This window comes from Cohnella suwonensis (assembly GCF_042655365.1).
GTDB lineage: Bacteria > Bacillota > Bacilli > Paenibacillales > Paenibacillaceae > Cohnella > Cohnella suwonensis.
Map to the genome: position 1 here is coordinate 1 of NZ_JBHSMH010000073.1, position 22,787 is coordinate 22,787.

Genomic DNA, 22,787 nt, shown 5'->3' on the forward strand with positions numbered 1-22,787 from the left:
GAGGCAAGGGGATAATAGTACGATTGTTCCAAAATGACACGAAAATTAGGTTAAGCCTAGATAAGTAGATGTCCATAAAACTTATACTTTCTGACACTACAAGCAAAAACGTCTCCGACGTCCTTGGACGTATTGAATCGAACGATTGCATAAACCGCTATGTGCGATATTTCGTACAAAACTTCTGCGACGGGGTGCCTCGCTCACCACTTTGTTCGATATTTCGTACAAAACCTTTGCTACGGACTACCTCGCTCACCGCTTTGTACGATATTTCGTACAAAACTTTGCGACGGACTGCCTCGCAAGCCACTTTGTACGATATTTCGAACAAAACTTCTACGACGGACTACCTCGTACGCCACTTTGCACGACTTTCCGCAATTCACCAAACAAGCAAACACGCCTTTGTCGTACTTAGACGCTGAAGCAGCTTTGCGTAGGTATCAGATGAGTACAAAGGAAATCGAAAACTTATACTTTCTGACACTCCAAGCAAAAACGCCTTCGGCGTCTTTTGGACGCTGATGAAGCTTTGCGGAGGTTATTCAGAAATGGATAAACATGAAACTTATAAATTCTGAATAACCAAGACGGCAAAAACCCGGCCGACGCTCCGAGGAGCGAGAGCCGGGCCGGTTGGGCGATTCGCCGAACCTATGCGTATCAGTTCGCGATAACCGCTTCTCCGCGAGGAGCTTTCGCTTTCCTTAATCCGGAAGCGACCAGCAGGATCAGGAACGCGCCCGCGATCGACCAGAGCGCCGCCGCGTTCGAACCGACTTCGTCCAGGCCGCCGAAGTACATCACTTCCCGTAACCCGCCGGATACGAACCGCAGAGGCGTCCATGAATAGATCCAATCGTGGGAGGCGGAAGACAGGAACTCCGGCGCCATGTTCAGCAGCGGCATCGAGAAGAACATGAGCAACACGAGAATCGCCATCGCCGGGATCCCGATCCAGTTCAGCAGCGCGGATTGCAGCATGTAGAACGTCGCGCCCGCGAGCCATAGGAACAACCAAGTTTCCGTCGCTTGGGCCAGCTCCATGCCATACCACGACGAAGCCATCCAGATGAGGAAGCCGGACGCGATGCCCGTGATGACGACGCCGGCGACCGGTTGCATGGCGATCGTAGACAATCTGCGCGCCCCGCCTTTCATGGCGTTGCCGCCCGCGAGGAACAGAATCATCGCCGTAACCAAGCTGCCCATCCACATGATTTGCGTCAACATGCCCGGCGCGTTGCCGGTCGCGTTGTTCGTGCCGACCGCGTGCACCGTCTCTTCTTGCACGTTAATCGGCGCGAGCAACGCTTGCGCGACGGAAATCGGCACTTGCTCCGTCATCTTGCTCATCTGATCGAGCAATGATTTCGACAAATCCGCATTAACCATTCTCATCGCTTGGCCGAGCCCTTGCTTGACGACCGTCGCCGCTTGAGCATTCAAGCCTTCGCTCGCGATGATCTGCACCGTCGCGGGCTTCGGCTCCGGTCCTGCCAAGGAAGCGACTCCGGCGCTTAAGTCCGCAGGCAGAATCAATGCTCCGTAGTAATCGCGATCGTCGATACCGGACCTGGCTTCCTCTTCCGAACCGACGATCGTCCAGGAAATCGGCATCTCCTTGTTCTCCGTCAGCTTCATCTTCATCATCTCGCCGACCGCCAACGTGCCTCCGTTCGGCAAGTTCGCCGCTTGATCGAGCACGACGAGCGCCACCGGCACGTCCTTCGGCTTCGTCCCGAGCACCGAGCCCATCATCGCCGCGCCGAATACGACCAGTACGACCAGAACGACGACCGTTCCGATCCACGTTATTTTTTGTTTGAAAATCGCCATGATTTCCATCCGCTCCTTCTCTCTGTTGGTCAACATTATGTTGATTAATGACCATGATGTTAATTATAATGAGGGGAGTGAAAAGTACAATAATCAGTTCCGATCGCGTTGTTCATTACTCGGCACATGATTCGGTATCTGTTGATTAACCGAAGCAAAAAGGAGCGAACCCTCGCCATGACCGATAAACCCGACCGCCGCCAAGTCCGCACGAAGCAGCTTCTCTACGACGCGCTTATGGGCCTGATCGAAGAGAAAGGCGTCGACAGCGTGAACGTGACGGACATCGCGAACCGCGCCAACTTGAACCGCGGCACCTTCTACCTGCACTACCGCGACGTTCCCGATATGCTCCAACAGTTGAAGGACGACGTATTCGAATCCGTCAAAAGCCGCTTCTTGAAGCTCGATTTTCAAGAAGCCATGGCCCATGCCGACCGGAACGAAATCTATCCGCCCAGCGTTCGAATCTTCGAAGAGCTCGCCCGCCATGCCCGGTTCTTGCGGGCGATGTTCGGCGCCATGGGCGATCTCTCGTACGCGATCCGATTCCGGAAGCTGATGACCAAGCAGATTTTCGAGAAAGTCGACTTCCTTCCGAATATCGAGAATCCGCCCGTCCCCCGCGATTACGTGATCGCCTACATGACCTCCGCCAACTTCGGCATGATCCTGCACTGGCTCGAATGCGGGATGGACAAGACGCCGGAGCAGATGACCCGGATCATGATGAAGATCGTCAACTATGGCCCTCTCGTCTCCTTCGGCCTTCGCGAAGCGCCGCCAGGGAGCATGAAATAAGCGGAACCTTCGGCGCTATAGCTCGCATATCCATCCTGTTGGTTATGCTTAGTGGAAATATGCAGTAATTCCTGTGGAATTCCATTAACTTGGACGTCAAGCGAAAATCGGCCTGAAGTTAATGGAGATTTCCATTAAGCTTGCTGCAGTTCTGAACGGCAAAAAAAGTCTTCAAGCGCTCCGCAATCGGAGGAGCTTGAAGACTTTTTGTCGTTTGCGTTATCTGCCGCGGGAACCGCCGCGACCGCCGCTTCTGCCGCCGCCGGACGGGCCTCCCTTGAAGCCACCGCCGCGCGAGCCGGATGCCGGTCGTCCGCCGCCGAAGCCGCTACCGCCTCGCGAATCCGACTGGCCGCGCCCGCCCTTGCTGCCGCCGAACCCGCCGCCGGCACCCTCGGAACGTCCTCCGCGACCGCTTGCGCTCGGACCGCCGCCGCTAGACCGGCCGCCGCCGAAGCCGCTTCCGCCTCGCGCGTCCGGCTTGCGGTCGCGGTCGAACCGCCCGCCGCCTTCCGCGCCGCGTCCGGCCGCCAGCCGCTCCGCCGAGTTGCGGCGGTTCGGGCCGCCGCCCGCTTTCGCGCCGAAGCCGCCGGCTCCGGACCGATCCGCTTTCGCCGCTTCCCGGCTCTGCCACTGCTCGATCAGCTCGCCCGCGCGCGATTCGCGCTTGCTCGCCGAACTCGCCGGCTTCCCGGCGCCATACGTCGCCGTCGTCGCCGTCGCCGAAGCCCCGCCGCCGCGCCGCTTATCGCCAGCCGCTCCGCCACGAACCCCGCCCGCTCCCGGGCCGCCGTACGCCGCCCGCCCGCCGCGGCCTCTGCCGCCCGCCGGGCCCGATGACCTCGGCCCCGCACCCGCTCCGCCGCGGCTCTTACCCGCCGCCGCACCGCCAGAGCGCGCGCCCGAGCGTCCGCCGCCGGCGGAACCGCCTCTCGCGCGCGGAACCTTGCCGCCCGGGCGACCCAGCCCGCCGCTGCTGCGCGGACCTTCAAGACCTCCGCCGCCGAGCGGCGCTCCTTCTTCGCTTCTGCGCTCCATCGCCATCTGGATGCCATTCTCGATGTCCGCGAACTCCCGACGATCTTTCGGCGCGATCAACGTGATCGCCAAGCCTTTTTCGCCCGCGCGTCCCGTCCGTCCGATCCGATGAATGTAGCTCTCCACGTCCAGCGGCACGTCGAAGTTGAACACGTGCGTCACGCCTTCGACGTCGAGTCCGCGCGCGGCCACGTCCGTCGCCACGAGCAGCTGCAGCTTCGCGTCGCGGAACCGCTTCATGACCTGCTCCCGCTTCATCTGCGACAAATCTCCATGAAGCTCGTCCGACGAATAGCCCATTTCTTGAAGCGCCACGTTCAGCGTGCTCGCCCGACGCTTCGTCCGGCAGAAAATAATGCTCAAATAGGGCTGCGTCTCCTCGAGAAGCTTCACGAGCGTGTCTTGCTTCGCGCGGTCCGACGTCTCGACGACCCATTGGCGAATGTCCTTAACCGTCACGCGCTCCGCCTTCACCGTAATGTGCTGCGGATTACGCAGAATCCGTCCGGCCATCTCGCGAATCGAAGATGGCATCGTCGCCGAGAACAGCATCGATTGCTTTTTATAAGGCGTCTGGCGGAGAATTTCCTCGACTTCCTTCAGGAAGCCCATGTGCAGCATCTGGTCGGCCTCGTCCAACACGAGCATCTTCACGCCGCCCAGCGTAATCGTTTCCCGCCGCAGGTGATCCAGCAACCGGCCCGGCGTCGCGACGATGATATGCATGTCGCCCTTCAGCTTGTGCAGCTGCGCTTCGACGTCCTGCCCGCCGTACACGGCCAGCACTTTAATGCCGTCCTCGCGCGTCAGCAGCTTCTTGATCTCGCCCGTGATCTGGATCGCCAGCTCGCGCGTAGGCGTCACGATCAAGCCCTGCACCAACGGCACGTCCGTCTTGATCTTATCCAGCATCGGCAGCACGAACGCGAGCGTCTTGCCCGTACCCGTCTGCGCTTGGCTGATCACGTCGTGTCCTTCGCGCACGACCGGAATCGTCTCCGCCTGCACCGGCGTCGGCGTCACGATGCCTTCCGCTTTCAGAATCGCGACTCTTCCTTCCGATATGCCCAATCCCGCAAAATCCGTCATCTTATCCACTCCAATAATTTTAGGCTACCCAAACCAAACAAACTCGGCAGCACCGTCACTCGTCACAACGATCCAATCCATCCGATTCCTTTAGCCATTACCCTCTATCCTACCACATTCCGCGGCCCCGCATGTAAAATAAACAGCCGCGCCTGCGTTCAACCTGCATCCACTGCAGTTTGTTTCGCTTGAAAAGGCGCTTCCTGGAGATCAACCTGCAAAAATGCAGGTTGTTTCCGAAGAAATCGCCAAATAGTCCGATATCGGACAATCAAACTGTACTCCATACAGGTTGTTTCGCCGAATCGGCGCTTAGCCGCCGATCAAACTGTACTTTTGCAGCTTGTTGTCCGAAGTTGTCCGAATTGGTTCTGACCGCGATTTAACGATACTCCGTGCAGGTTGTTTCCCCAAACCCACCTATCGTATGCGATCAAACTGCATTTTGCAGTTTGTTTTCCTGATCGGGCTCTTTACTTGCCATCCAACTGTACTCCGTGCAGGTTCATCCCAGGAACATCCCTTGCAACATTCCGTACGAGCCGTCGCCCATGCCCAAAAACCCGCCGGCCCCGTTTTTCGCGGGACCGGCGGGCGGATGCACGTATAAAGCCGCCGCCTTCGACCATCCTAGTTATAGGAGGTGAGATGTGCGATGGCCAAAGATGTGCTGTGCGAAGTAAACTCCTGCAAATACTGGGCGCCCGGAAACGCCTGCAACGCTTCTTCGATCTACGTCGTGAATAACCGCAACAAGCAAGCTTCCCATTCCGAAGAGACCGACTGCAAGACGTTCGAGCCGAAGATCTAACGCGAGCGAATCCGCGAGCCGGTCCGGCATGATCGGCAAGCTAGGCGAAGGCATCCGTTTCCGCGGATGCCTTTCGCGTTACTCGGCCCCCACGGCCGCCGCGACGCTCATCGCTTCCCTTGTATTGTAACCAATATTGAGAACAATTATCACTCAACATGGGTTACATTCGCCTACCGCCCGACGCGACTTCATCGCTCTCATACGCCTTATACAACCGTAAGCGACCTCATCGGCATCATTCGCATTATGCCGCCGCACCGGTCGACACGGAAGCTTCCGCTTTTTTCTCTCGCAACAAGACCACGCCGAACGCCACGAAAATCAGATGGACCGTCGAGAACGTGTTGACGTCCTCCGGCATGAACATGCCGGCGATAAGCAATCCGATCACGACAAGCACGAAGATTCCGAGCCCCCGATGAAGCGCCTTCGCCTTTATCGTAGAGATGCCAAGCAGAATCAACCCCAGAAACAGCCCCGGCATGAGCGGGATAAGCACGAACAGCGTCGTCGGATAGTCGTCGACCATCAGGTTGTTCACGTAACCGTTCACCGTGTTTAATACCTCATCCGTGGACACGAGGCTGTAGATGATCGGATACGAGAAAATTTGAAAGGGCCCATGGAAAATTTCCAGGATCATTCCGACGAACAGCAGCGGTAACCCGATCCAGCCCCACCATTTTAGCCCCGCTGCCTGGCGCAAGTACATCGCGGGCAATCCCATCAAAATCAGGATAGACGCCCAAGCCAGCCATACGTGCGTATTGACCGCCGTCTCGACAAAATCCGGAATGTCTCCGAGCGACGCCGGCGTATCCCCGATATGCAGCAGCTGTCCGCTAAACCCCATTAATCCGCCGATCGCCAGCGCCCAGCCGCCGAACTTCAAGTACCCTTGCGGAATCGGCAAGTGCAATGATCCCATTTGACTCATGATTAAATCATTCCTCCAATCGTTTTCTTGTGCTTTCAGCTTACCTCCTCGCTTTTCCCATCGGGTAGAGGCCGCGATTCCCGAAAACCAGGAAGATTCCCCGGGAAATCGCAACTTCCCCCCGATTGCTTATTTACGGCGGAAAATATCGCCTGATATACTTTTCCACGTAGCATTCATTTCTTCGTGGGCGCATGCCCGCGCCAGGATCCGGAAGGAGCGTGGAACCGCGTTGACCGTCTTGCGCCTTACCCGAATCGCGTCCGGAATCGTCATCTTGATCGGAATCGCTTTGTTCCTCTATGCGGTCCCGACCTTCTACGTCGATCTGAGGGATCACTGCGTCGACCAAGTCTGCTCGTCGTTTTACGATACGCCGCCTACCTCCGCATGGCTGGACGCCCACGGCTTGAACAGCCGAATTTTCGCGGGGGCATACGCCGGTCTGTACGGCTTGTTCGGCCTCGCCTATATCGGAGTCGGCATCGTCGTCTTTCTGAGGAAGTCCGCCGATCTGATCGGCCAGGTCGCTTCCGTCGCCCTCGCACTTCAAGGGTTCACTTTCAATGCCCTTTCCCTTAGCATCCAAGGCGTTCATCCCGCCATCGACTTTACGCTCCGGGCGATCGAGGCCTGCTCGATCGTCGCCTTGATGACGTTATTTTTCGTCTTCCCGAACGGCAAGTTCGATCCGTCTTGGTCGCGCTATGCGCTCATCGTTATTCTCGTTCCCGGACTGCTGAGGGGCTTCTTCCCGGGCACCTCTCTCGATTTGAAGTATCTAGCTCCGACCCTGTTCCCCGTCTGGGTGCTCGTCTGGATGGGAAGCCTCATCGCCATTCAAGTCTACCGTTACCGCAAGGTGCTGGGCCCGATCGAGCGCCAACAGACCAAATGGGCCGTGGCCGGCATGTCCGTCGCGATCGCCGGTCTGATTGTCATTACGCTGTTGCATATTTTGCAAGAAGACGCCCTTCAGCGAAATCCGTTCTATTTGTACTTCTCCGATGTGGTGCTCGTGCTCTGCATGATGCTGCTACCGATCACCCTGCTGTTCGCCCTCCTGCGGAGAAAATTGTGGGACATCGACCCGATCGTCAATCGGACGCTCGTATACGGTTCGCTCAGCTTATTCGTCGCGGCCATCTACGTCGGAATCGTCTGGTACGTCGGCGTTTTGTTTCATGCCTTTTCCCCTTGGGCGAATTCCTTGATCGCAACCGGGATCGTCGCCATTCTGTTCACGCCCGTCAAGGAGAGGCTCCAGAGGTTCGTCAACAGATGGATGTACGGGGAAAACGACGATCCGCTCGCGGTGCTCGCCCGGCTCGGCCGGAAGCTCGAAAACCCGCTCTCGCCGCACGATGCGCTGCACGTCGTCGTACGCACCGTCCGCGAAGCGCTTCGGCTGCCCTATGCCGGGATCGAGCTCGTCCAGAACGGCGAAGCGATTATCCTCTCGGAAGACGGAGACCCGGCGCAAGCTCCCGCTCCTGTGAAGCTTCCTCTCGTTCACCGCGGGGATTCGCTCGGCCATCTGCTCGTCGCTCCCCGATCTCCCGAAGAGAGCTTCTTCCCGTCCGATCGGAAGTTTCTCGACATGCTCGTCCGACAAGCGGGGGCGGTCGTGCAAAGCGCCAAAGCGTCCATCGATCTTCATTTCGCGGCCGAAGATCTAAGAGAGTCGCGAGAAAGACTCGTGCTCGCGCGCGAAGAAGAACGCAAGCGGCTCCGGCGCAACCTGCACGACGACTTGGCGCCGCGGCTCGCCGCGCTGGCGCTGACCGCGTCGGCGGCGGAGACGCTCATGCAGACCGATCCCGCGACGACCAAGACGATTCTCGCGGAGCTGCAGACGGTCATCCGCACCTCCGTCTCGGACATTCGCCGGCTCGTGCACGACCTTCGGCCGCCCGCGCTGGACGAACTCGGTCTCGTCGGCGCGATCCAAGAGCGGATCAACGACCTGTCCCGGCCGTTGAAGCCCGCCTGGAATGCCGAGGAAGCCTTCTCGAACGAGAGCGCTCCCCCGCCCCGGCTGCGGTTCCGATTGTATGCGCCGGATAGCCTGCCACCGCTTCCCGCGGCAGTCGAGGTCGCCGCTTTCCGGATCGTAACGGAGGCGATCGTGAACGTCGTTCGGCACTCCGGAGCGACGGAGTGCGACGTGAGCTTGACCGTTCGCGCAAGCGCGGGCGGAGACGGGGACGGAGGGCTGGCGATCGTAATCGTGGATAACGGCCATGGAATGGGGGATCGGCGAGAGTCGAATCCGAGCGGAGGCATCGGGCAGCATTCGATGCGAGAACGCGCGGAGGAGCTTGGCGGCTATTGCCTATTCGAGGCGGCACCGCGCGGGGGATCGAAAGTATCCGCCTGGTTGCCGTTAACGCTGGAAGTCGCAGATAATGCAAGACAGGAAGGGGGAGCAAGCGCATGAACGTCAAACCGCTTCGGATCGTCATCGTGGACGATCATCCGTTGTTTCGCCACGGGGTGCGCACGCTGTTCCTGACCGCGCCCGAGCTTGAAGTCGTCGGCGAGGCGGGCAACGGCGAAGAAGCGATCGCGCTGGCGCAATCGCTTCGGCCTGACGTGATGCTGATGGACATCCGGATGCCCGGACTGAGCGGCATCGAGATGACGCGGCGGATTACGGTCATGGATCCCGCCATTCGTATACTCATCTTGACGATGTTCGAGGACGATTCCTCCGTCTTCACCGCCATGCGCAGCGGGGCCAAGGGTTACGTGCTCAAGGACGCCGACAAGGACGAGCTGCTGCGCGCCATTCACGCGGTCGGCAACGGCGAAGCGATCTTCAGCCCGGGCATCGCTTCGCGAATGATCGAATATTTCGCGGTCACCCGGCCGGCCGCGAGGGAGGAAGCGTTTCCCGAGCTTAGCTCCCGCGAACGGGAAGTGCTCTATCTCATGACAGAAGGCGCTTCGAATGCCGATATTTCGTCGAAGCTGGACATCAGCGGCAAGACGGTCGCCAACTATATCACCAATATATTGAACAAATTGCAAGTGTCCGACCGGCAAGAAGCGATGCGGATGGCCCGCGACTCCCGCCGCGAGTAAGGATGACTAGAGTTCGATCGCGCTTCGCCGCTCTTCTCGATTCGCCCGGACGAACGCTTACCCCTCGGCATGCTTCCGCTGAAATTCGGTTATCGCCGCGAACGATCCCGAGAGCCGTCCCCGCAACTCCTCGTGAATCGCGAGCAGCTCCCGGTAACGCTCCGCGTTCCGCGCGTTCGGCTCCAGCCGCTCCGCGATCGGGATCCACGCTTTCACCTCGCGCCAATTGCCAAGCTCCCCGAGGCCTTGCATGGCAAGCGCCGCGGATGCCAGAGCGGAAGCTTCGGTCACCTTCGGCACCTGTACTTCCTTCCCTAGCGCATCGGCCAGCATCTGCTTCCATAGCGGCGATCTGGCGAAGCCGCCGGACGCGCGGACTTCCCGCGCCTCGCCGGCAAGATCCCGCAGCGCTCCCGCGACCGATGCGATCGCCAGCATGACGCCTTCCAGCCCCGCCCGCGCGAAATGCTCCCTCTTATGGCCCAAGTGCGCGCCGAAGTAAGTTCCTCTTGCCTCGGATGTATAGATCGGAGCCCGCTCCCCCGTCAAGTACGGAAGGAACAGCAAGCCGTCCGCCCCGGCGGCGACCCGCGATGCCGCCTCTAGAACCTCTTCCGTCTTTGCGTCCGCTCCGAAGAACGCCTCGCGGATCCATTGCAACGCAATGCCGCCGTTGTTCGTCGCCCCCCCGATCACGTAGGCCGTATCCGCGACATGATAACAAAACGTCCTCTGTCTCTCGTCCGTCAGCGGACGATCCGTCATCATCCGCACCGCGGCGCTCGTCCCGATCGTCACCGCCATCTCCCCGGGCCCGATCGCGCCGACGCCCACGTTCGCGAGCGCGCCGTCGCTGCCGCCGAGGAAGAACGGCGTATCGCGCCGCAACCCCATTCGACCGGCCAACGCTACGTCCATTCCCTGCAGCCTGTACGTTGCAGGCCGAAGCGCGGACAGCCGCTCCCGATCGATGCCGGCGATCCGCAGCGCCTCCTCGTCCCAGTCGAGCGCCTCCAGATCAAGCAATCCGGTCGCGGAAGCGATCGCATGATCGACGACCCACTCCCCGAACAACCGGAACGCGACGTATTCTTTGATCGAGACGAACTTCGCCGTCTCCGACCAGACGTCAGGACGGTTCTCCCGCAACCAGATCAGCTTCGGCAACGGCGACATCGGATGGATCGGCGTTCCCGTTCGCCTATATACGCCAGGCCCCTCCCCCGATGCGCGAATACGCCGCGCTTCTCCCTCGCTGCGCCCGTCCGCCCACGTAATGCTTCTCGTCAGCGGACGGCCGCCCGCGTCGACCGCGATCAGCGAATGCATCGCCGAGCTCATCCCGAGCGCCGCGACGCCGCTCCCATCCAGCCCTCTTGCGCCGATCGCCCCGCGAACGCTCTCCAGCACCGCCTCCAAGATCGCGTCAGGCTCTTGCTCGGCCCAGCCCGGACGATCCCGTAGCAGCGGATACTCGACCGAGAAGCTGCCTAACATTTCTCCGTCCATGCCGAAGGCTACGCTCTTCGTGCTCGTCGTACCGATATCGATGCCGATAATGGCTTGTCCTTTACGCATCTGCCGCCCGCTCCCCGCTGATCCATGGCTTATTCTAAGCTGTTATACCATAGATCAGCTCTAAAAGGTTGTTCAAAAAGTCCGATTTTGATCACGAAGCTATTCAAGGAGTCAATTCGGCATCGAATCTTGAATTCAGCCGGAACTTCCGGTTCTCACGTAGGTTCGCCTACGCTCCGATCCTCATTCCCTAGCTTCTTTCAACCTTCTCGGTGCTGAAAACCGAACTTTTTGAACGCGCACTCTAAGAACTACCCAACCAATGGTTGATCCATTGCCCTACGGGGGCGACGATCATATATTGCAGGTCCGCGAGCGAGCCGGACGGCCAATGAAGCCGTTGAGCGAAACTCATATACGCGGACCACCCGATCAACCCGGCGTACATAGCCATCTCGCGTTTCCGGCCATTTTTCCCGATCGAGCGCAGCCCGACTACTAATAGGAGTACATATGCCATTGCGTTAAGTACCACCGACTCCACGTAACGGTCCTCCTCACTCTTTCTCGGTCAGATTTTTGAACGATTTATTGCTCAGCCCGACGCGCTTAATCGTAATGTCCACCTGCGGATCGATGTCGAATTGCACGAAGGTAGCCGGCCAATTTTTGCTAAGCTCCTTCCACTGCTTCGGAAATTTGCGATGAACGACATCCGCGAAGCCAACGATATCGGTTTGCAATTTCTGGACCTCGCTCCATGCTTCAATTATCTTTTCCCTGATATGACCGTTCAATTGCCGCTCCAGCTTCTTGATGACCTCCGGCTTGTTCAGATCCAGCTTGCAGTCGGTTTCAAGCAGCATCCCTTCCCCTTTGACCGCAATTTCCATGACCCAATGGTCCCCCGACTGCCGAGGAGCTAATCGGGTCGTCGAGCGGTTTAACCGAAAGGAGGATGTTTCCCTTTGCTGTGAAGGATCGCAAGCGAATGAAATCGTCGTCGCCTTGATCTGATCGCGGATAAAGGCAACTCCTACCGTATGTTCCCTTGAGATCCAGCCGACCATTTTGTCTTTCCGGAGCACAGCTAATCTGCCCAGTCTGAGCTTGGAGGAAAGCGAGGTGTTGTTTAGCGCGTCCGCCGATGTAACCCCCGGGGACCCGGAGACGAGAATTTCCGGCAAGACGGCGCTTTTCGCAGGACTAACGATCCCCATCGCAAGATCGTATAATCTCACGTTCGGCAACGCCGAGAGATCGGCAGCCTCCTTCCTTATCGTCTCCTCGATCCCGTCGCCGGGGATAATCTGAATTTGCATCAGCTGCTCGATGATCTTCCGGGCGTTGCCATCCGCCATCAGCACGCTCACGGTTTCTCGCGAATCGGGATTGCGGTAATAAACATCCAGCAGGGGATCCAAGCCATGACGGGCGGCAGCATCGCTCACGACCATCACGCGGTTATGCGAGAAATACAGGTTCCGCGGACTTTCCATGGCGCTGCGCCACACGGCTTCGCGGATCGTCTTGCCTTTGGTGGAATAGACGATAACCGGCAGCTTGGCCGCTCCTCCCCCAACCGCGCTCATTGCGGCCGAGATCGCGGAAGGGATCACGACTTGGTATGAGACAACCCACTCTTCCTTCTCCCCATCGTAATCGACGGCCGTTGCCGATGTAATGGCCAGCTCATTCAGCTCCGTGCTATCCCAGCAACCCGTCACCGACAGACACATGAATGCAGCCCCGATCAGAGCCAACCCTTTTTTCCGCATCGTTATCCCCCCGAACTTATGGTTTTGCCGGTCTTCCGCTTCAAGCCGATCCATAGCGCCAAAGGAAGAAACACGTTCATTATCGCCAAATAGGGGAAGAAAGTGAACTCATTATGGCGGGTCAGATACGTGTTGCTAGACCATGTATAGAGCGAAGTTAGCAGAACGAGAATGCCCAAGGCGATCGGGAAAGGTTTCTTGTTACGAATCCGGAACAAATGGACGAAGAAATGAACCGTCCCGTAGAAATAGATACACAGCTTGATATACAGACTTGCAATCCATAAGCAGATGAAAATAAACTCGATTCGCTCCAAGAAGGATCCGTACTTGATGATCTCCATGGTGATGATCGTGGGATACTTCAAGAGCTTAGGCAGCTCGGGGCCGAAGATCAGCAGCACCATGACCACGGCTAACAACAGCTCGAATCCGGCAATCGATGTGCCCCAGACGGCGATTCTGCGAGCATGCGTTGGCTTGCTTAAATAGGGAGACAGCAGCATTAGAACGGATGCTTCCGATATCCAGCCGAATGAGGATAAGCCTCCAAGGACGATTTGCGGAAACGATGCCTCGCCAATCGGCAATAGATGCTTCAGATTGACGTTGTTCATCTGCAGGCTAATACCCACGATAATAAAAACCGTCGAGCCTACGAAGACGATAACGCCTATGCGAGCGACTACCTCGATCCCTTCCCTAACGGCATAGAGAGCTACGAGCAGCGCTGTCGCCGCGAGGACGATAACCGGGGTTTTCTTCATCACCTCATCGGAAAGAAAATCCACGAACTCTCGTAAAATAATCGACGATGACAACATGTAATACTGTACCAACAGTAATCCTGCGACGATGCCGACAGCGCGTCCAAGCCGATTTTCGATCAGCGTCAAGAACGGCAATCCCGGATTAAGCCGGCAGATGGAACCGATGAGAATAGCGATGACGATGCCGCAGCCCCATGCTGCGGCAACCGAAATCCAGGCATCCTGGGAAGCCGCCCCAATGGCAATGGAAGGGAGAATAAGCATTGCTGTCGGCGTAATGCTATGCGTGACCAGTACGACAGCCTGGAAGGTGGATATCTTTTGCCGATTATGCTGCATGAGGCAGAACTCCTAAGGTTCCTGATTTTGATTGGGAGGAGCGGGCTTCTGTCCGTCGCCTTGTCTCGTCTGATTGTTCTTTGACACGAGATTGATCGGGCGTTTCTTCATTGCCCACTGCGGAACGCGAATGAACAAGTCCTTCCAATTGGACCAGACAAATGGTGACAGCGGTGTCAAATACGAGATGCCGAACGAACGGAGCCCCGCCAGATGCAGCAGCAGAATCATCATGCCCGATAGGATTCCGAACAGCCCGAGCGTCCCGCCTAGAATCATCATGGCGAATCGGATCAGCCTTGCGGCACTGGCCATGTTGATCGCGGGGATGACGAAATTCGCGATCGCCGTGAAGGAAACGATGATGACCATCGAGGCCGACACCAACCCGGCTTGCACGGCTGCTTGTCCGAGAACAAGGGCGCCGACAATGGAAATGGCGGGACCGATGACCCGCGGCATACGCACTCCCGCTTCGCGCAGTACCTCGAACGTCAATTCCATGATCATCGCTTCGACGATCGCCGGAAAAGGAACGCCTTCCCTCTGGGCAGCCAAGCTGATCAGCAGCGGAGTCGGCAGCATTTCCTGATGAAAAGTCGTAATCGCGATGAACAAGGCGGGAAGAAGCATCGAGATGAGAAAGGAGACATACCGAATGATCCGCAGGAAGGTTGCGATATCGTAGCGCTGGTAGAAATCCTCGCTCGATTGGAAGAAACGGTCGAACGTAACCGGCGTAAGCAACACGAACGGAGTACCGTCCACGATAATCGCGATCTGGCCTTCCAATATGCCGGCCGCTACGGCATCCGGACGTTCCGTGTTCAGGATCGTCGGGAACGGAGTGAAGTTCGCGTCCTGAATGAATTCCTCGATATACGCGCTCTCCAGAATGCTGTCCGTATCGATCCGGTTCAGCCGAAGATGAAGCTCCTTCACGATCCGATCGTTAGCGATTCCTTGCAGGTACATGACCGTAACGTAGGTTTTCGTCTGTTCGCCGATCTGCTGAACCGCGACCCTGAGCTGGGGGGATTTAATGCGTCGTCTGATCAGCGCCGTATTCGTCTTGAGATTTTCCGTGAAGCTTTCCTTCGGACCGCGGACCACGGTCTGCGAGCTCGGCTCTTCTACCGACCGTTTATCGCCGCCCGTCGAACAGGCTGCCAGCGCCGCATTGACGCCATGCACGAACACGATCGTGTTGCCTTCGAGGAGCTGGGCGACCGCTTTGTCCAAAGTGTGCATCTCTTCCACTCGCCCGACGGATAACGCCCGGTTTTTCAACAACTCATACTTCTGGGATGCCGACGATTGTTCCGCCTGTTCTCCCAGCCCGGCCATGAGAGGATGCAGGATCATCTGATTAAGAATCATCGGATCTACCAGATCGTCGATATACACGAATGCGACTCCGATCCGATCCGTAGGGGCATCGGCGATTTCGCGAACGACGAGGTCCGAGCCGTGTCCCAGAACGGTTTGGATCCATTCCACATTGCTGGTTAAATCCGCGAAGACGGACTGCTCCGAGCGATTCGAAGCATTGTCGTTCATAACGCCGCCGCTTCCGATCTTCCCGCTCGGCTCTTGGCCGCTTTTACGCCGCTTCTTGCGGAAGAACGGTATATTGCTCTCTTTCATCCGGATTCCTCATCTGCGAGTGGTAGTTAGGGCAATTGCGATTCGCTTCTCCGAAGCCGATTCCTGATCAGCATCGCCAGCAGCAATAGCGTTGGAATCAAGATTTGAACGATCGGAAAATGAATATTCACATTCTTCTCGAACCCGATCCAGATATGCTGAATATAGCTTCTGAACATCAATGAGCCGATGAGGATAAGCACGCCGACAGGGACTATGGTTTTTCTTCGATCCTTCTTGAACAATTGGGAGGAGACGAGCGCCGTTCCGAAGAAGTACGCCGTCATCTTCATGAACACCCCCGTAAAGAGCAGCAGGGCGACGATCGGATCAAGTCTTTCGACGAAATTGGCGAACTTCACCAGGTTCACGACCTGTAAGAGAGGAATAATGCTGAATTCAGACATGGCGCCTAAGCTGGCAATGATGAAAATGTTCGTCACCGTAATGAAGGTGCCTGCGAATAGGAAGCTTCCTAAAGTCACCTTGGTCGTCTTCGCGCTCGGACTGGCATACTTCCAGAACATCAGGAACAGCACCATCTGTCCGAACGGAAAAGAAATGACCCCGGGGATCGCGGCGCTCAGCACCTTCTTGAACCCGTTGCCCAGTACCGGCTGCAGGCGATGGAGATCAAAGATGCCCGTTCCATAGATCATGACGAATAGCCCAAGATACATCAACATGATGAAGGGTAAAATGATTTCGGCGATCCGCGCGAACACCTCGACTCCCTGATGAACGGCGTATCCCGCTACCACGAGCAATATAAACATAATGATCCATAGCGGCGTGTGAGGCAGCAGGTACATAATCATCAAGTCTCCGAATTCACGCACGTTTCGGATAGCCTCATAGCTGAAGTACACGATGTAGGCGATCCCGAAGATGCCCCCTGCCGCCTTGCCGAACGTTCGATCGAAAATTTCCATCAGATTTTTGTCCGGTGCCATGCGGTGAATCGGCAGGGTCACGAGCAGCAAAAAAATCATTCCGCACAGCACGCCGATGAAGACGGAAATCCATGCGTCCGAACCCGCAGGACTGGCAAGCAGAAATAGAGGCGAACTGCCGATCTGAAACAAAATGATCATCGCGGCGAGCTGGGACTGGCTGATTCTTTCCATTGGGCAACCTCGTAGCGGTAAGGATGACAGCTGATCATTAATATTTCCAGAAGTCTGGAAATCATGCGCTTATCAATCGCAGTCACTCCCGTTTACGACGCTCTGAGCGTACTATTGAGCGGGAATCAGCGAGGTAGACCCATTTAAGACGCAGGGAGCGTACTATCGAGCGAGAATCTCGGAGTTACCCCCAATTAAGACGCTCTGAGCGTACTATTGTGCGGGAATCTCGAAGCTTATGTGTGATCGACCACAGCACAATCAAGCGCAAGTAAAAATTGGCTTCTTCAACTTTCAGACATTGCTTCTTACCAATCCCAATGCGTACACGATGACTCTTTGAAAAAAAGCATGCAGTCGTACATCTTTTTCCGTCGTATTTCGATCGCTCTGGATTCATTCCTGCAATACTGCATTTTTTCACGGCTCAGAATCACGATTCGAACAAGAATCGCGTGAATTCCTGTACGATCGCAGGTTTTCCTTTCTGATGTCTGGTTGGATTGAAAATAACTGCACCTATGCAGCAATTGTTTCGATGAAAAAAAGCATGCTCCCGAACCCAAGCGGGCGGGGAGCATGCTTCATGCTTCTTGCTTCATGCTTCATGCTTCTTGTTTCTTGCTTCTTGCTTCATGCTTCATGCTTCATGCTTCATGCTTCATGCTTCTTGCTTCTTGCTTCATACTTCATGCTTCATGCTTCTTGCTTCTTGCTTCATGCTTCATGCTTCATGCTTCATGCTTCTTGCTTCTTGCTTCTTGCTTCTTGCCTATTTCCCGCTTACGCCACCACTTCCACGCCGCCGAGCTGCAACTGGTACATGGCGTGGTACTTCCCGCCATGCTCCATCAGCTCTTCGTGCGTGCCGCGTTCCGTGATCCGGCCGCGGTCGAGCACGAGAATCTGATCGGCCGCGCGGATCGTCGACAGCCGGTGGGCGATGACGAACGTCGTCCGTCCCCGCTTCAGCACGTCGAGCGCGTTCTGGATGATCGCTTCCGTCTCCGTGTCGATGCTGGCCGTCGCCTCGTCCAGAATCAGAATCGCCGGATCGAAGGCGAGCGCCCGCGCGAACGAGATGAGCTGCCGCTGTCCCGCGGACAACGTACTGCCCTTCTCGATGACCGGCTCGTCGAGCCCGCCCGGCAGCTGCATGAACATGTCGTAAGCTCCGACGTCGCGCAGTGCCTTCTCGACTTTATCCCGCGTAATCGTAGGATCGTCGAGGCTGACGTTGGACGCGATCGTGCCGGTGAACAGGAACGGGTCCTGCAGCACGATACCCATATGCTCGCGAAGCTCCTGCTTGGACAAGTCCTTCACGTCGACTCCGTCCACCGTAATGCGGCCCCGCTCCACGTCGTAGAACCGGAACAGCAGGTTCAAGATCGAGCTTTTGCCGGAGCCGGTATGGCCGACGAGCGCGACCGTCTCGCCTTGGCGAGCGCGGAACGAGATGTTCTTCAGCACGTCCTCGCCTTCCTTATAAGCGAAGCTGACGTCCTCGAACGCGACGTTGCCTTTGTAACGTTCGATCCGCTTCTCCGACACTTCGACGCCCGGCTCGTCGAGCAAGGTGAACACCCGCTCCGCCGACACGCGCGCGACTTCCAGGTTAGACAATTGGTTGACGATGCCGACGACGGGCTGCATCATCCGGTTCATGTAGTCGATGAACGCGTACAGGACGCCGACCGTCACCGCCGTGCCGAGCCAATCGCCCGCGAACATCCAGATGACGCCGATGAACAGGAAGTTCCGGAACACGTTCACCAGGTTGTGCGAGGTGATGGCGTTCAGCGTAAGCATCTTGTTCTGGTATTTGTAGTACTCGTCGTTCATCTCGTCGAATTCTTTCATCGTCGCTTCTTCCTTGCGGAACGCTTGGATGATCGGCATGCCTTGGATCGATTCGTTGATCATCGCGTTGATGTCGCTAAGCCGCGTGCGGATGACGCGATTGTACTTCGCCGCGAATTTGCGGTAGACGACGACCCACACGTAGAGGATCGGGATGAACGGCAGCGCGATGAGCGCGAGGTTCACGTCCAGGAAGAAGACGGCGCCGATGATCGCCGCGATATAGATGATGCCCGTAAAAAAGTTCGCGAGAACCGATACGTACAGCTCGCGAATCGCCTCGGTGTCGTTCGTAACCCTGGCGACGATCTTGCCCGCCGGCAGCTTATCGAAATACTGCACCGGCAACCGCTGAATGTGGCGGAAGACGTCGTTGCGCATCTTGCGAACGATGCGGTTCGCAGACACTTGAAGCAATAGTCTCTGCCAATAAGTGAACACCGCGCCGACGAGCAGCAAGCCGACGTAACCGATCGCAAGCAGCAGAATGCTGCGGAATTCCGGCTTGTAGAACGCGTACGTCTCGCTCCGCGTCAGGCGGGTCGCCGGGAACGTCTCGGTGCTGCCGTCCTTCTGCTCGATGACGACCTGCCCGCCCGCGAATTCGCGGGAACCGCCGCTTGGCACCCCGGGCGCGTCGACGAAGTAATAGCCTCGGTTCGCTTGCAGAACGCGGACTTCCCGGCCCTTCGTCTCGTCCGCCGACCAGTGGTCTTCCCTCTTGTACCAGCCGTCCCCGTAGGGGACCGCGTACCGGTCTTCTTGCTTCGTCTCGTACCAGGGCTTCTCGATGCCCATGATGTTCGTATCGATCATCCGCTTCGCGAGGAAGGGGCCGACGAGCTCGACGCCGACGGCGAAGATGAGCAAGACAAGCGCGAGAAGGATCGGCTTCTTGAATTGAAGCGCGTATCGGAATAGCCTCTTGCCGTTTCCTTTGCTGCTTATGTTAATTTCATCGTAAATGTCGTTCATAAATGGATGTCACCTTCGTTTCTTCTATGGATCAATGGCCCGAGCCGGCCGGAAGCCGAGCTTCGGATCGTAGGACGTTTATTCCTCGACGACGGAGACGAGTTGTTGCCTGTCGTATTGCTCTTTATACCATCCGCCGAGCTGCAGCAGTTGTTCGTGCGTGCCTTCTTCCGAGACGCGTCCTTCGTCGAGCACGACGATCCAATCCGCGTGCTGCACCGCCGACAGGCGATGAGTCGTGATGATCGTCGTCTTGCCCGCCCGCTCGGTACGGATTCCTTCGAGAATCTCCGTCTCCGTCTTCGCGTCGACCGCCGACAGCGCGTCGTCGAGCATCAGGATTTCCGGGTCGGCGATGACCGCCCGCGCGATGCTGACGCGTTGCTTCTGGCCTCCGGACAAGGCGACGCCCTTCTCGCCGACGAGCGTCTCGAGCCCGTCGGGCAGGAACGCGACGTCTTTGCGGAACGAGGCGAGCTCGAGCGCGCGGTTCAACCGCTCCTCGTCTCCGGCCCGTTCCATCGTGCCGAACCAGATGTTCTCGCGGATCGTCTTGCTGAACAGAATCGGTTGTTGCGGCACGTAGCCGATCCAGCTCCGAAGCTGCTCCAGCTTCAGCTCGTCGACCGCCACGCCGCCGATCGTCAAGCCGCCTTCGCCCATCGGATATTCGCGCAACAGCTGCTTGAGCAGCGTCGTTTTGCCCGAGCCGGTTCTGCCGACGACGCCGAGCGTCTGTCCGCGGCGCAGCTTCACCGTAATATCGACGAGATTATCGATCGTGGACGAAGGATACCGGAAGGTCAGTCGATCGAACGAGATCGAATCGGGGACGTTAATCTCCACCGGGGATTCCGCTTCCGTCACTTCCGCTTTCACGCCGAGCGTCTCGTTGATGCGGTCGAGCGAGGCGTTGCCCCGTTGCATGATGTTGATGAGCTCTCCAATCGCGAACATCGGCCAGATGAGCATCCCGAGGAACATGTTGAACGAGACCATCTCGCCGAGCGTGATTTCCTCGCGGAACACAAGCACGGCGCCGTAGCACAAGCCGATCAGGTAACTCATCCCGACGAGCACTTTCACCGTCGGTTCGAACACCGCGTCAATGCGGGCGACCTTAACGTTCTTCTCGAAGACGTCATCCGCCGATTCCTTGAACCTGTTACGGTCGGCTTCCTCTTGCACGAACGCCCGGATGACGCGAACGCCGGACACCGACTCGAGCACCTGGTCGTTCAAGCTGCCGAAAGCGTCCTGGGAACTCGTGAATCTCTCGTGAATCTTCTTGCCGAAGTGCTGCATGAGCAGCGCCATGATCGGCAGCGGAAGCAAGGCGGCGAGCGTTAGTTTCCAGCTGATGAAGCCCGCCATGACGATGAGAATCGTTAGCATGAACAGCGTCGAATCTATGAGCGTCAGAATGCCGAAGCCGGCCGTCACCGATACCGCGCCGAGATCGTTCGTCGCGCGTGCCATCAGGTCGCCCGTCCGGTTGCGCTCGTAGAACGTGGGATTCATTTTCAGCAGATGGCGCATGAGGCGGGAACGGACGAACCGCTCCAACACGAACGAGGCGCCGAACAATCGGTTGAACCAGATTAACGTAATGCCGTAGCCGGCGATCGTGAGGCCGACCCAGAGCAGAAGCAGTTCCAGCAGTCGAGACGAGGTCAGCGTATTCTGCTGAATGCCGTCCACCGCGAACCCGATCAGCTTCGGCGGGATGATGTCGACGATGCCGACGAGCGTCAGAAGCACGACCGCGACCGCGTACCTTTTCCAATGCATGCGGAAAAACCAGCTTAATTTCTTCAAAACCGTAAACATATCTATGTCTTCACACCTTTCGAAATGAGCAAGCAAACATGCGTGCGACAACTTGCTCGGTTAAATAAACTTTGCGATGGCCCTTCGACCACGTGCCGCGAATCGGCGCACGATGAACCGGGAGCGAACAAAAAAGGCATACCGCCCGTAAGCGATACGCCTTCGCGAAGGATGATCGATCATCCTTCCGCACCGGTGCCGCTTCCGCCATGCAAGGCCGTAACAGCTTCCGATGCGATAAAAAAGGCGCACGATTACGTCACCGTAACCATGCGCCTCGCCACGTCGTGCCGGAGATTCCGGAATCTCCAGACGTCAGCGATTGTTCGCGATAGGGTTACGTTCGACATGAGCGACAGATGCGGATACTCCTGCAATAGGCATATCCAACACGATGTGACCGCCGATTCCGTTATTCATGTCCGTAACCCCCCTTTCCGTTCGTCAAAGTATATTTGCAACTTTACCATCGTCCCCCAAATCCTGTCAACGGGGGATGCAAAACTTTTTTCGCTCAGGGGCACAATGGGGATATCGGAAAGAGGTGTCCGGCATGCGCGTGATTTTGGGCGAAGATCCCTTCCTCGACAAGGCGATCTTCCAGTTCGTATGAGGTTGACAGCCATCACGCGCCGTCACACCTCGCGCGAGGTGCCGCGCGAGGTGCCGAACCCGTTCTCGCTGGAGCGCAATTGCCAGGAACGGCTACAGGAATCGTTGCTGCAAGAGGGATTCGCGGATTTCCGGTTGGGGAAATAGCGTTCGAGACGCGCTTCTACGGACCGGGTCACCAGGTGTCGCACCGGGAACTGGAACGCTATGCGGAGAGCTTCGAATACGCGCGCTGGGCGCCGGACACTTACTACGTTACTGACGAGACGTGTTTCGTCTGCTTGACGCGCGCGGCTCCGGGCGAAACGGCTACGACTGGGCATGCCTTCGCGGTTACTCCATCTTCCAGTGGATTGCGCTCTCCATCGCCTTCTCGGGCCTCGCTGTCGCCGTGCTTTTCTCGTCAGCGTGCTCTTGAAGTGGGGTCGCGACTTCGTCCGAAGGCGTCAATGAGGCGTTCCTTGCATTCGTCTTACGCCGCTAGCGCACAATTCTTATGTTCAAGGCACCCGGCCATGGATCCACTGCAGCGCTTGAGCACAATTCTTGTGCGCTAGGCGCCCGGACTCGGTTCGTCTGCGGCGCTTGAGCACAATTCTTGTGTGCTAGGCACCCGGACTCGTAAGCGTCAAATAGCCCCCACCTATTAAATAGATGAGGGCTAAGTTATGCTGATCTATGATTTAAATATACGGCAGGTCAACGGCAATGACGACGACC

General features: G+C 57.4%; 16 protein-coding genes. 5 read left to right on the forward strand and 11 right to left on the reverse strand.

The window, feature by feature from the left end; translation table 11 throughout:
* Positions 1-666: 666 nt before the first annotated feature.
* Positions 667-1,842 carry a YhgE/Pip domain-containing protein gene (locus tag ACFPPD_RS18810; protein WP_209751379.1) on the reverse strand — a complete coding sequence of 392 codons (1,176 nt, stop codon included), beginning with the start codon at positions 1,840-1,842 and terminating at the stop codon, positions 667-669.
* 177 nt (positions 1,843-2,019) lie between these two features.
* Here ACFPPD_RS18810 and ACFPPD_RS18815 point away from each other — a divergent pair, with 177 nt between their 5' ends.
* Positions 2,020-2,643 carry a TetR/AcrR family transcriptional regulator gene (locus tag ACFPPD_RS18815; RefSeq protein ID WP_209751381.1) on the forward strand — a complete coding sequence of 208 codons (624 nt, stop codon included), beginning with the start codon at positions 2,020-2,022 and terminating at the stop codon, positions 2,641-2,643.
* Positions 2,644-2,862: 219 nt separating this feature from the next.
* Here ACFPPD_RS18815 and ACFPPD_RS18820 read toward each other — a convergent pair whose 3' ends face one another.
* A complete protein-coding gene (locus tag ACFPPD_RS18820) occupies positions 2,863-4,770 on the reverse strand; it encodes a DEAD/DEAH box helicase (protein ID WP_209751383.1) in 1,908 nt (635 codons plus the stop codon).
* A 655-nt stretch (positions 4,771-5,425) separates the two neighbouring features.
* Here ACFPPD_RS18820 and ACFPPD_RS18825 point away from each other — a divergent pair.
* The gene (locus tag ACFPPD_RS18825; protein ID WP_135152798.1) at positions 5,426-5,581 is read left to right on the forward strand and encodes a DUF1540 domain-containing protein; all 156 of its coding nucleotides are present in this window, start codon (positions 5,426-5,428) and stop codon (positions 5,579-5,581) included.
* A 247-nt stretch (positions 5,582-5,828) separates the two neighbouring features.
* On the opposite strand, the gene ACFPPD_RS18830 is transcribed toward ACFPPD_RS18825, so the two are convergent.
* Positions 5,829-6,521 (reverse strand): hypothetical protein, encoded by a 693-nt coding sequence (locus ACFPPD_RS18830; protein WP_209751385.1) that lies wholly within the window; start codon positions 6,519-6,521, stop codon positions 5,829-5,831.
* 232 nt (positions 6,522-6,753) lie between these two features.
* On the opposite strand from ACFPPD_RS18830, the gene ACFPPD_RS18835 reads away from it, so the two are divergent.
* On the forward strand, positions 6,754-8,961 hold the full coding sequence (locus ACFPPD_RS18835; RefSeq protein ID WP_209751387.1) for a histidine kinase: 2,208 nt from the start codon (positions 6,754-6,756) through the stop codon (positions 8,959-8,961).
* Positions 8,958-9,608 carry a response regulator gene (locus ACFPPD_RS18840; RefSeq protein ID WP_209751389.1) on the forward strand — a complete coding sequence of 217 codons (651 nt, stop codon included), beginning with the start codon at positions 8,958-8,960 and terminating at the stop codon, positions 9,606-9,608. The genes ACFPPD_RS18835 and ACFPPD_RS18840 overlap by 4 nt, the downstream gene beginning before the upstream one ends.
* Positions 9,609-9,665: 57 nt before the next feature.
* Here the strand turns inward: ACFPPD_RS18840 and ACFPPD_RS18845 are convergent, their stop codons facing one another.
* From ACFPPD_RS18845 to ACFPPD_RS18880, 8 genes are all read right to left on the reverse strand, one after another.
* On the reverse strand, positions 9,666-11,186 hold the full coding sequence (locus tag ACFPPD_RS18845) for a gluconokinase (protein WP_209751391.1): 1,521 nt from the start codon (positions 11,184-11,186) through the stop codon (positions 9,666-9,668).
* A 244-nt stretch (positions 11,187-11,430) separates the two neighbouring features.
* Positions 11,431-11,670 (reverse strand): hypothetical protein, encoded by a 240-nt coding sequence (locus tag ACFPPD_RS18850; RefSeq protein WP_209751395.1) that lies wholly within the window; start codon positions 11,668-11,670, stop codon positions 11,431-11,433.
* A 13-nt stretch (positions 11,671-11,683) separates the two neighbouring features.
* The gene (locus ACFPPD_RS18855; protein ID WP_209751397.1) at positions 11,684-12,904 is read right to left on the reverse strand and encodes a Ger(x)C family spore germination protein; all 1,221 of its coding nucleotides are present in this window, start codon (positions 12,902-12,904) and stop codon (positions 11,684-11,686) included.
* A 2-nt stretch (positions 12,905-12,906) separates the two neighbouring features.
* Positions 12,907-14,013, reverse strand: a complete 1,107-nt coding sequence (locus ACFPPD_RS18860) for a GerAB/ArcD/ProY family transporter (RefSeq protein WP_209751399.1) — start codon at positions 14,011-14,013, stop codon at positions 12,907-12,909.
* Between the two features lie 12 nt (positions 14,014-14,025).
* Positions 14,026-15,660 carry a spore germination protein gene (locus tag ACFPPD_RS18865; RefSeq protein ID WP_378082878.1) on the reverse strand — a complete coding sequence of 545 codons (1,635 nt, stop codon included), beginning with the start codon at positions 15,658-15,660 and terminating at the stop codon, positions 14,026-14,028.
* A gap of 26 nt (positions 15,661-15,686) precedes the next feature.
* Positions 15,687-16,787 (reverse strand): GerAB/ArcD/ProY family transporter, encoded by a 1,101-nt coding sequence (locus ACFPPD_RS18870; protein WP_209751401.1) that lies wholly within the window; start codon positions 16,785-16,787, stop codon positions 15,687-15,689.
* Between the two features lie 783 nt (positions 16,788-17,570).
* A complete protein-coding gene (locus ACFPPD_RS18875) occupies positions 17,571-19,625 on the reverse strand; it encodes an ABC transporter ATP-binding protein (RefSeq protein ID WP_209751403.1) in 2,055 nt (684 codons plus the stop codon).
* Between the two features lie 78 nt (positions 19,626-19,703).
* Positions 19,704-21,455 (reverse strand): ABC transporter ATP-binding protein, encoded by a 1,752-nt coding sequence (locus ACFPPD_RS18880; RefSeq protein WP_209751405.1) that lies wholly within the window; start codon positions 21,453-21,455, stop codon positions 19,704-19,706.
* 609 nt (positions 21,456-22,064) lie between these two features.
* Here ACFPPD_RS18880 and ACFPPD_RS18885 point away from each other — a divergent pair.
* Complete coding sequence (locus ACFPPD_RS18885) at positions 22,065-22,214, forward strand: hypothetical protein (RefSeq protein ID WP_209751406.1); 150 nt, start codon at positions 22,065-22,067, stop codon at positions 22,212-22,214.
* Positions 22,215-22,787 lie beyond the last annotated feature (573 nt).

Coding starts and splice junctions, on each gene's coding strand:
- ACFPPD_RS18820 (WP_209751383.1), bottom strand. CDS start 4,770: ATGACGGATTTTGCGGGATTGGGCATATCGGAAGGAAGAGTCGCGATT.
- ACFPPD_RS18845 (WP_209751391.1), bottom strand. CDS start 11,186: ATGCGTAAAGGACAAGCCATTATCGGCATCGATATCGGTACGACGAGC.
- ACFPPD_RS18810 (WP_209751379.1), bottom strand. CDS start 1,842: ATGGCGATTTTCAAACAAAAAATAACGTGGATCGGAACGGTCGTCGTT.
- ACFPPD_RS18815 (WP_209751381.1), top strand. CDS start 2,020: ATGACCGATAAACCCGACCGCCGCCAAGTCCGCACGAAGCAGCTTCTC.
- ACFPPD_RS18875 (WP_209751403.1), bottom strand. CDS start 19,625: ATGAACGACATTTACGATGAAATTAACATAAGCAGCAAAGGAAACGGC.
- ACFPPD_RS18860 (WP_209751399.1), bottom strand. CDS start 14,013: ATGCAGCATAATCGGCAAAAGATATCCACCTTCCAGGCTGTCGTACTG.
- ACFPPD_RS18840 (WP_209751389.1), top strand. CDS start 8,958: ATGAACGTCAAACCGCTTCGGATCGTCATCGTGGACGATCATCCGTTG.
- ACFPPD_RS18885 (WP_209751406.1), top strand. CDS start 22,065: ATGAGGTTGACAGCCATCACGCGCCGTCACACCTCGCGCGAGGTGCCG.
- ACFPPD_RS18880 (WP_209751405.1), bottom strand. CDS start 21,455: ATGTTTACGGTTTTGAAGAAATTAAGCTGGTTTTTCCGCATGCATTGG.
- ACFPPD_RS18825 (WP_135152798.1), top strand. CDS start 5,426: ATGGCCAAAGATGTGCTGTGCGAAGTAAACTCCTGCAAATACTGGGCG.
- ACFPPD_RS18870 (WP_209751401.1), bottom strand. CDS start 16,787: ATGGAAAGAATCAGCCAGTCCCAGCTCGCCGCGATGATCATTTTGTTT.
- ACFPPD_RS18830 (WP_209751385.1), bottom strand. CDS start 6,521: ATGAGTCAAATGGGATCATTGCACTTGCCGATTCCGCAAGGGTACTTG.
- ACFPPD_RS18855 (WP_209751397.1), bottom strand. CDS start 12,904: ATGCGGAAAAAAGGGTTGGCTCTGATCGGGGCTGCATTCATGTGTCTG.
- ACFPPD_RS18865 (WP_378082878.1), bottom strand. CDS start 15,660: ATGAAAGAGAGCAATATACCGTTCTTCCGCAAGAAGCGGCGTAAAAGC.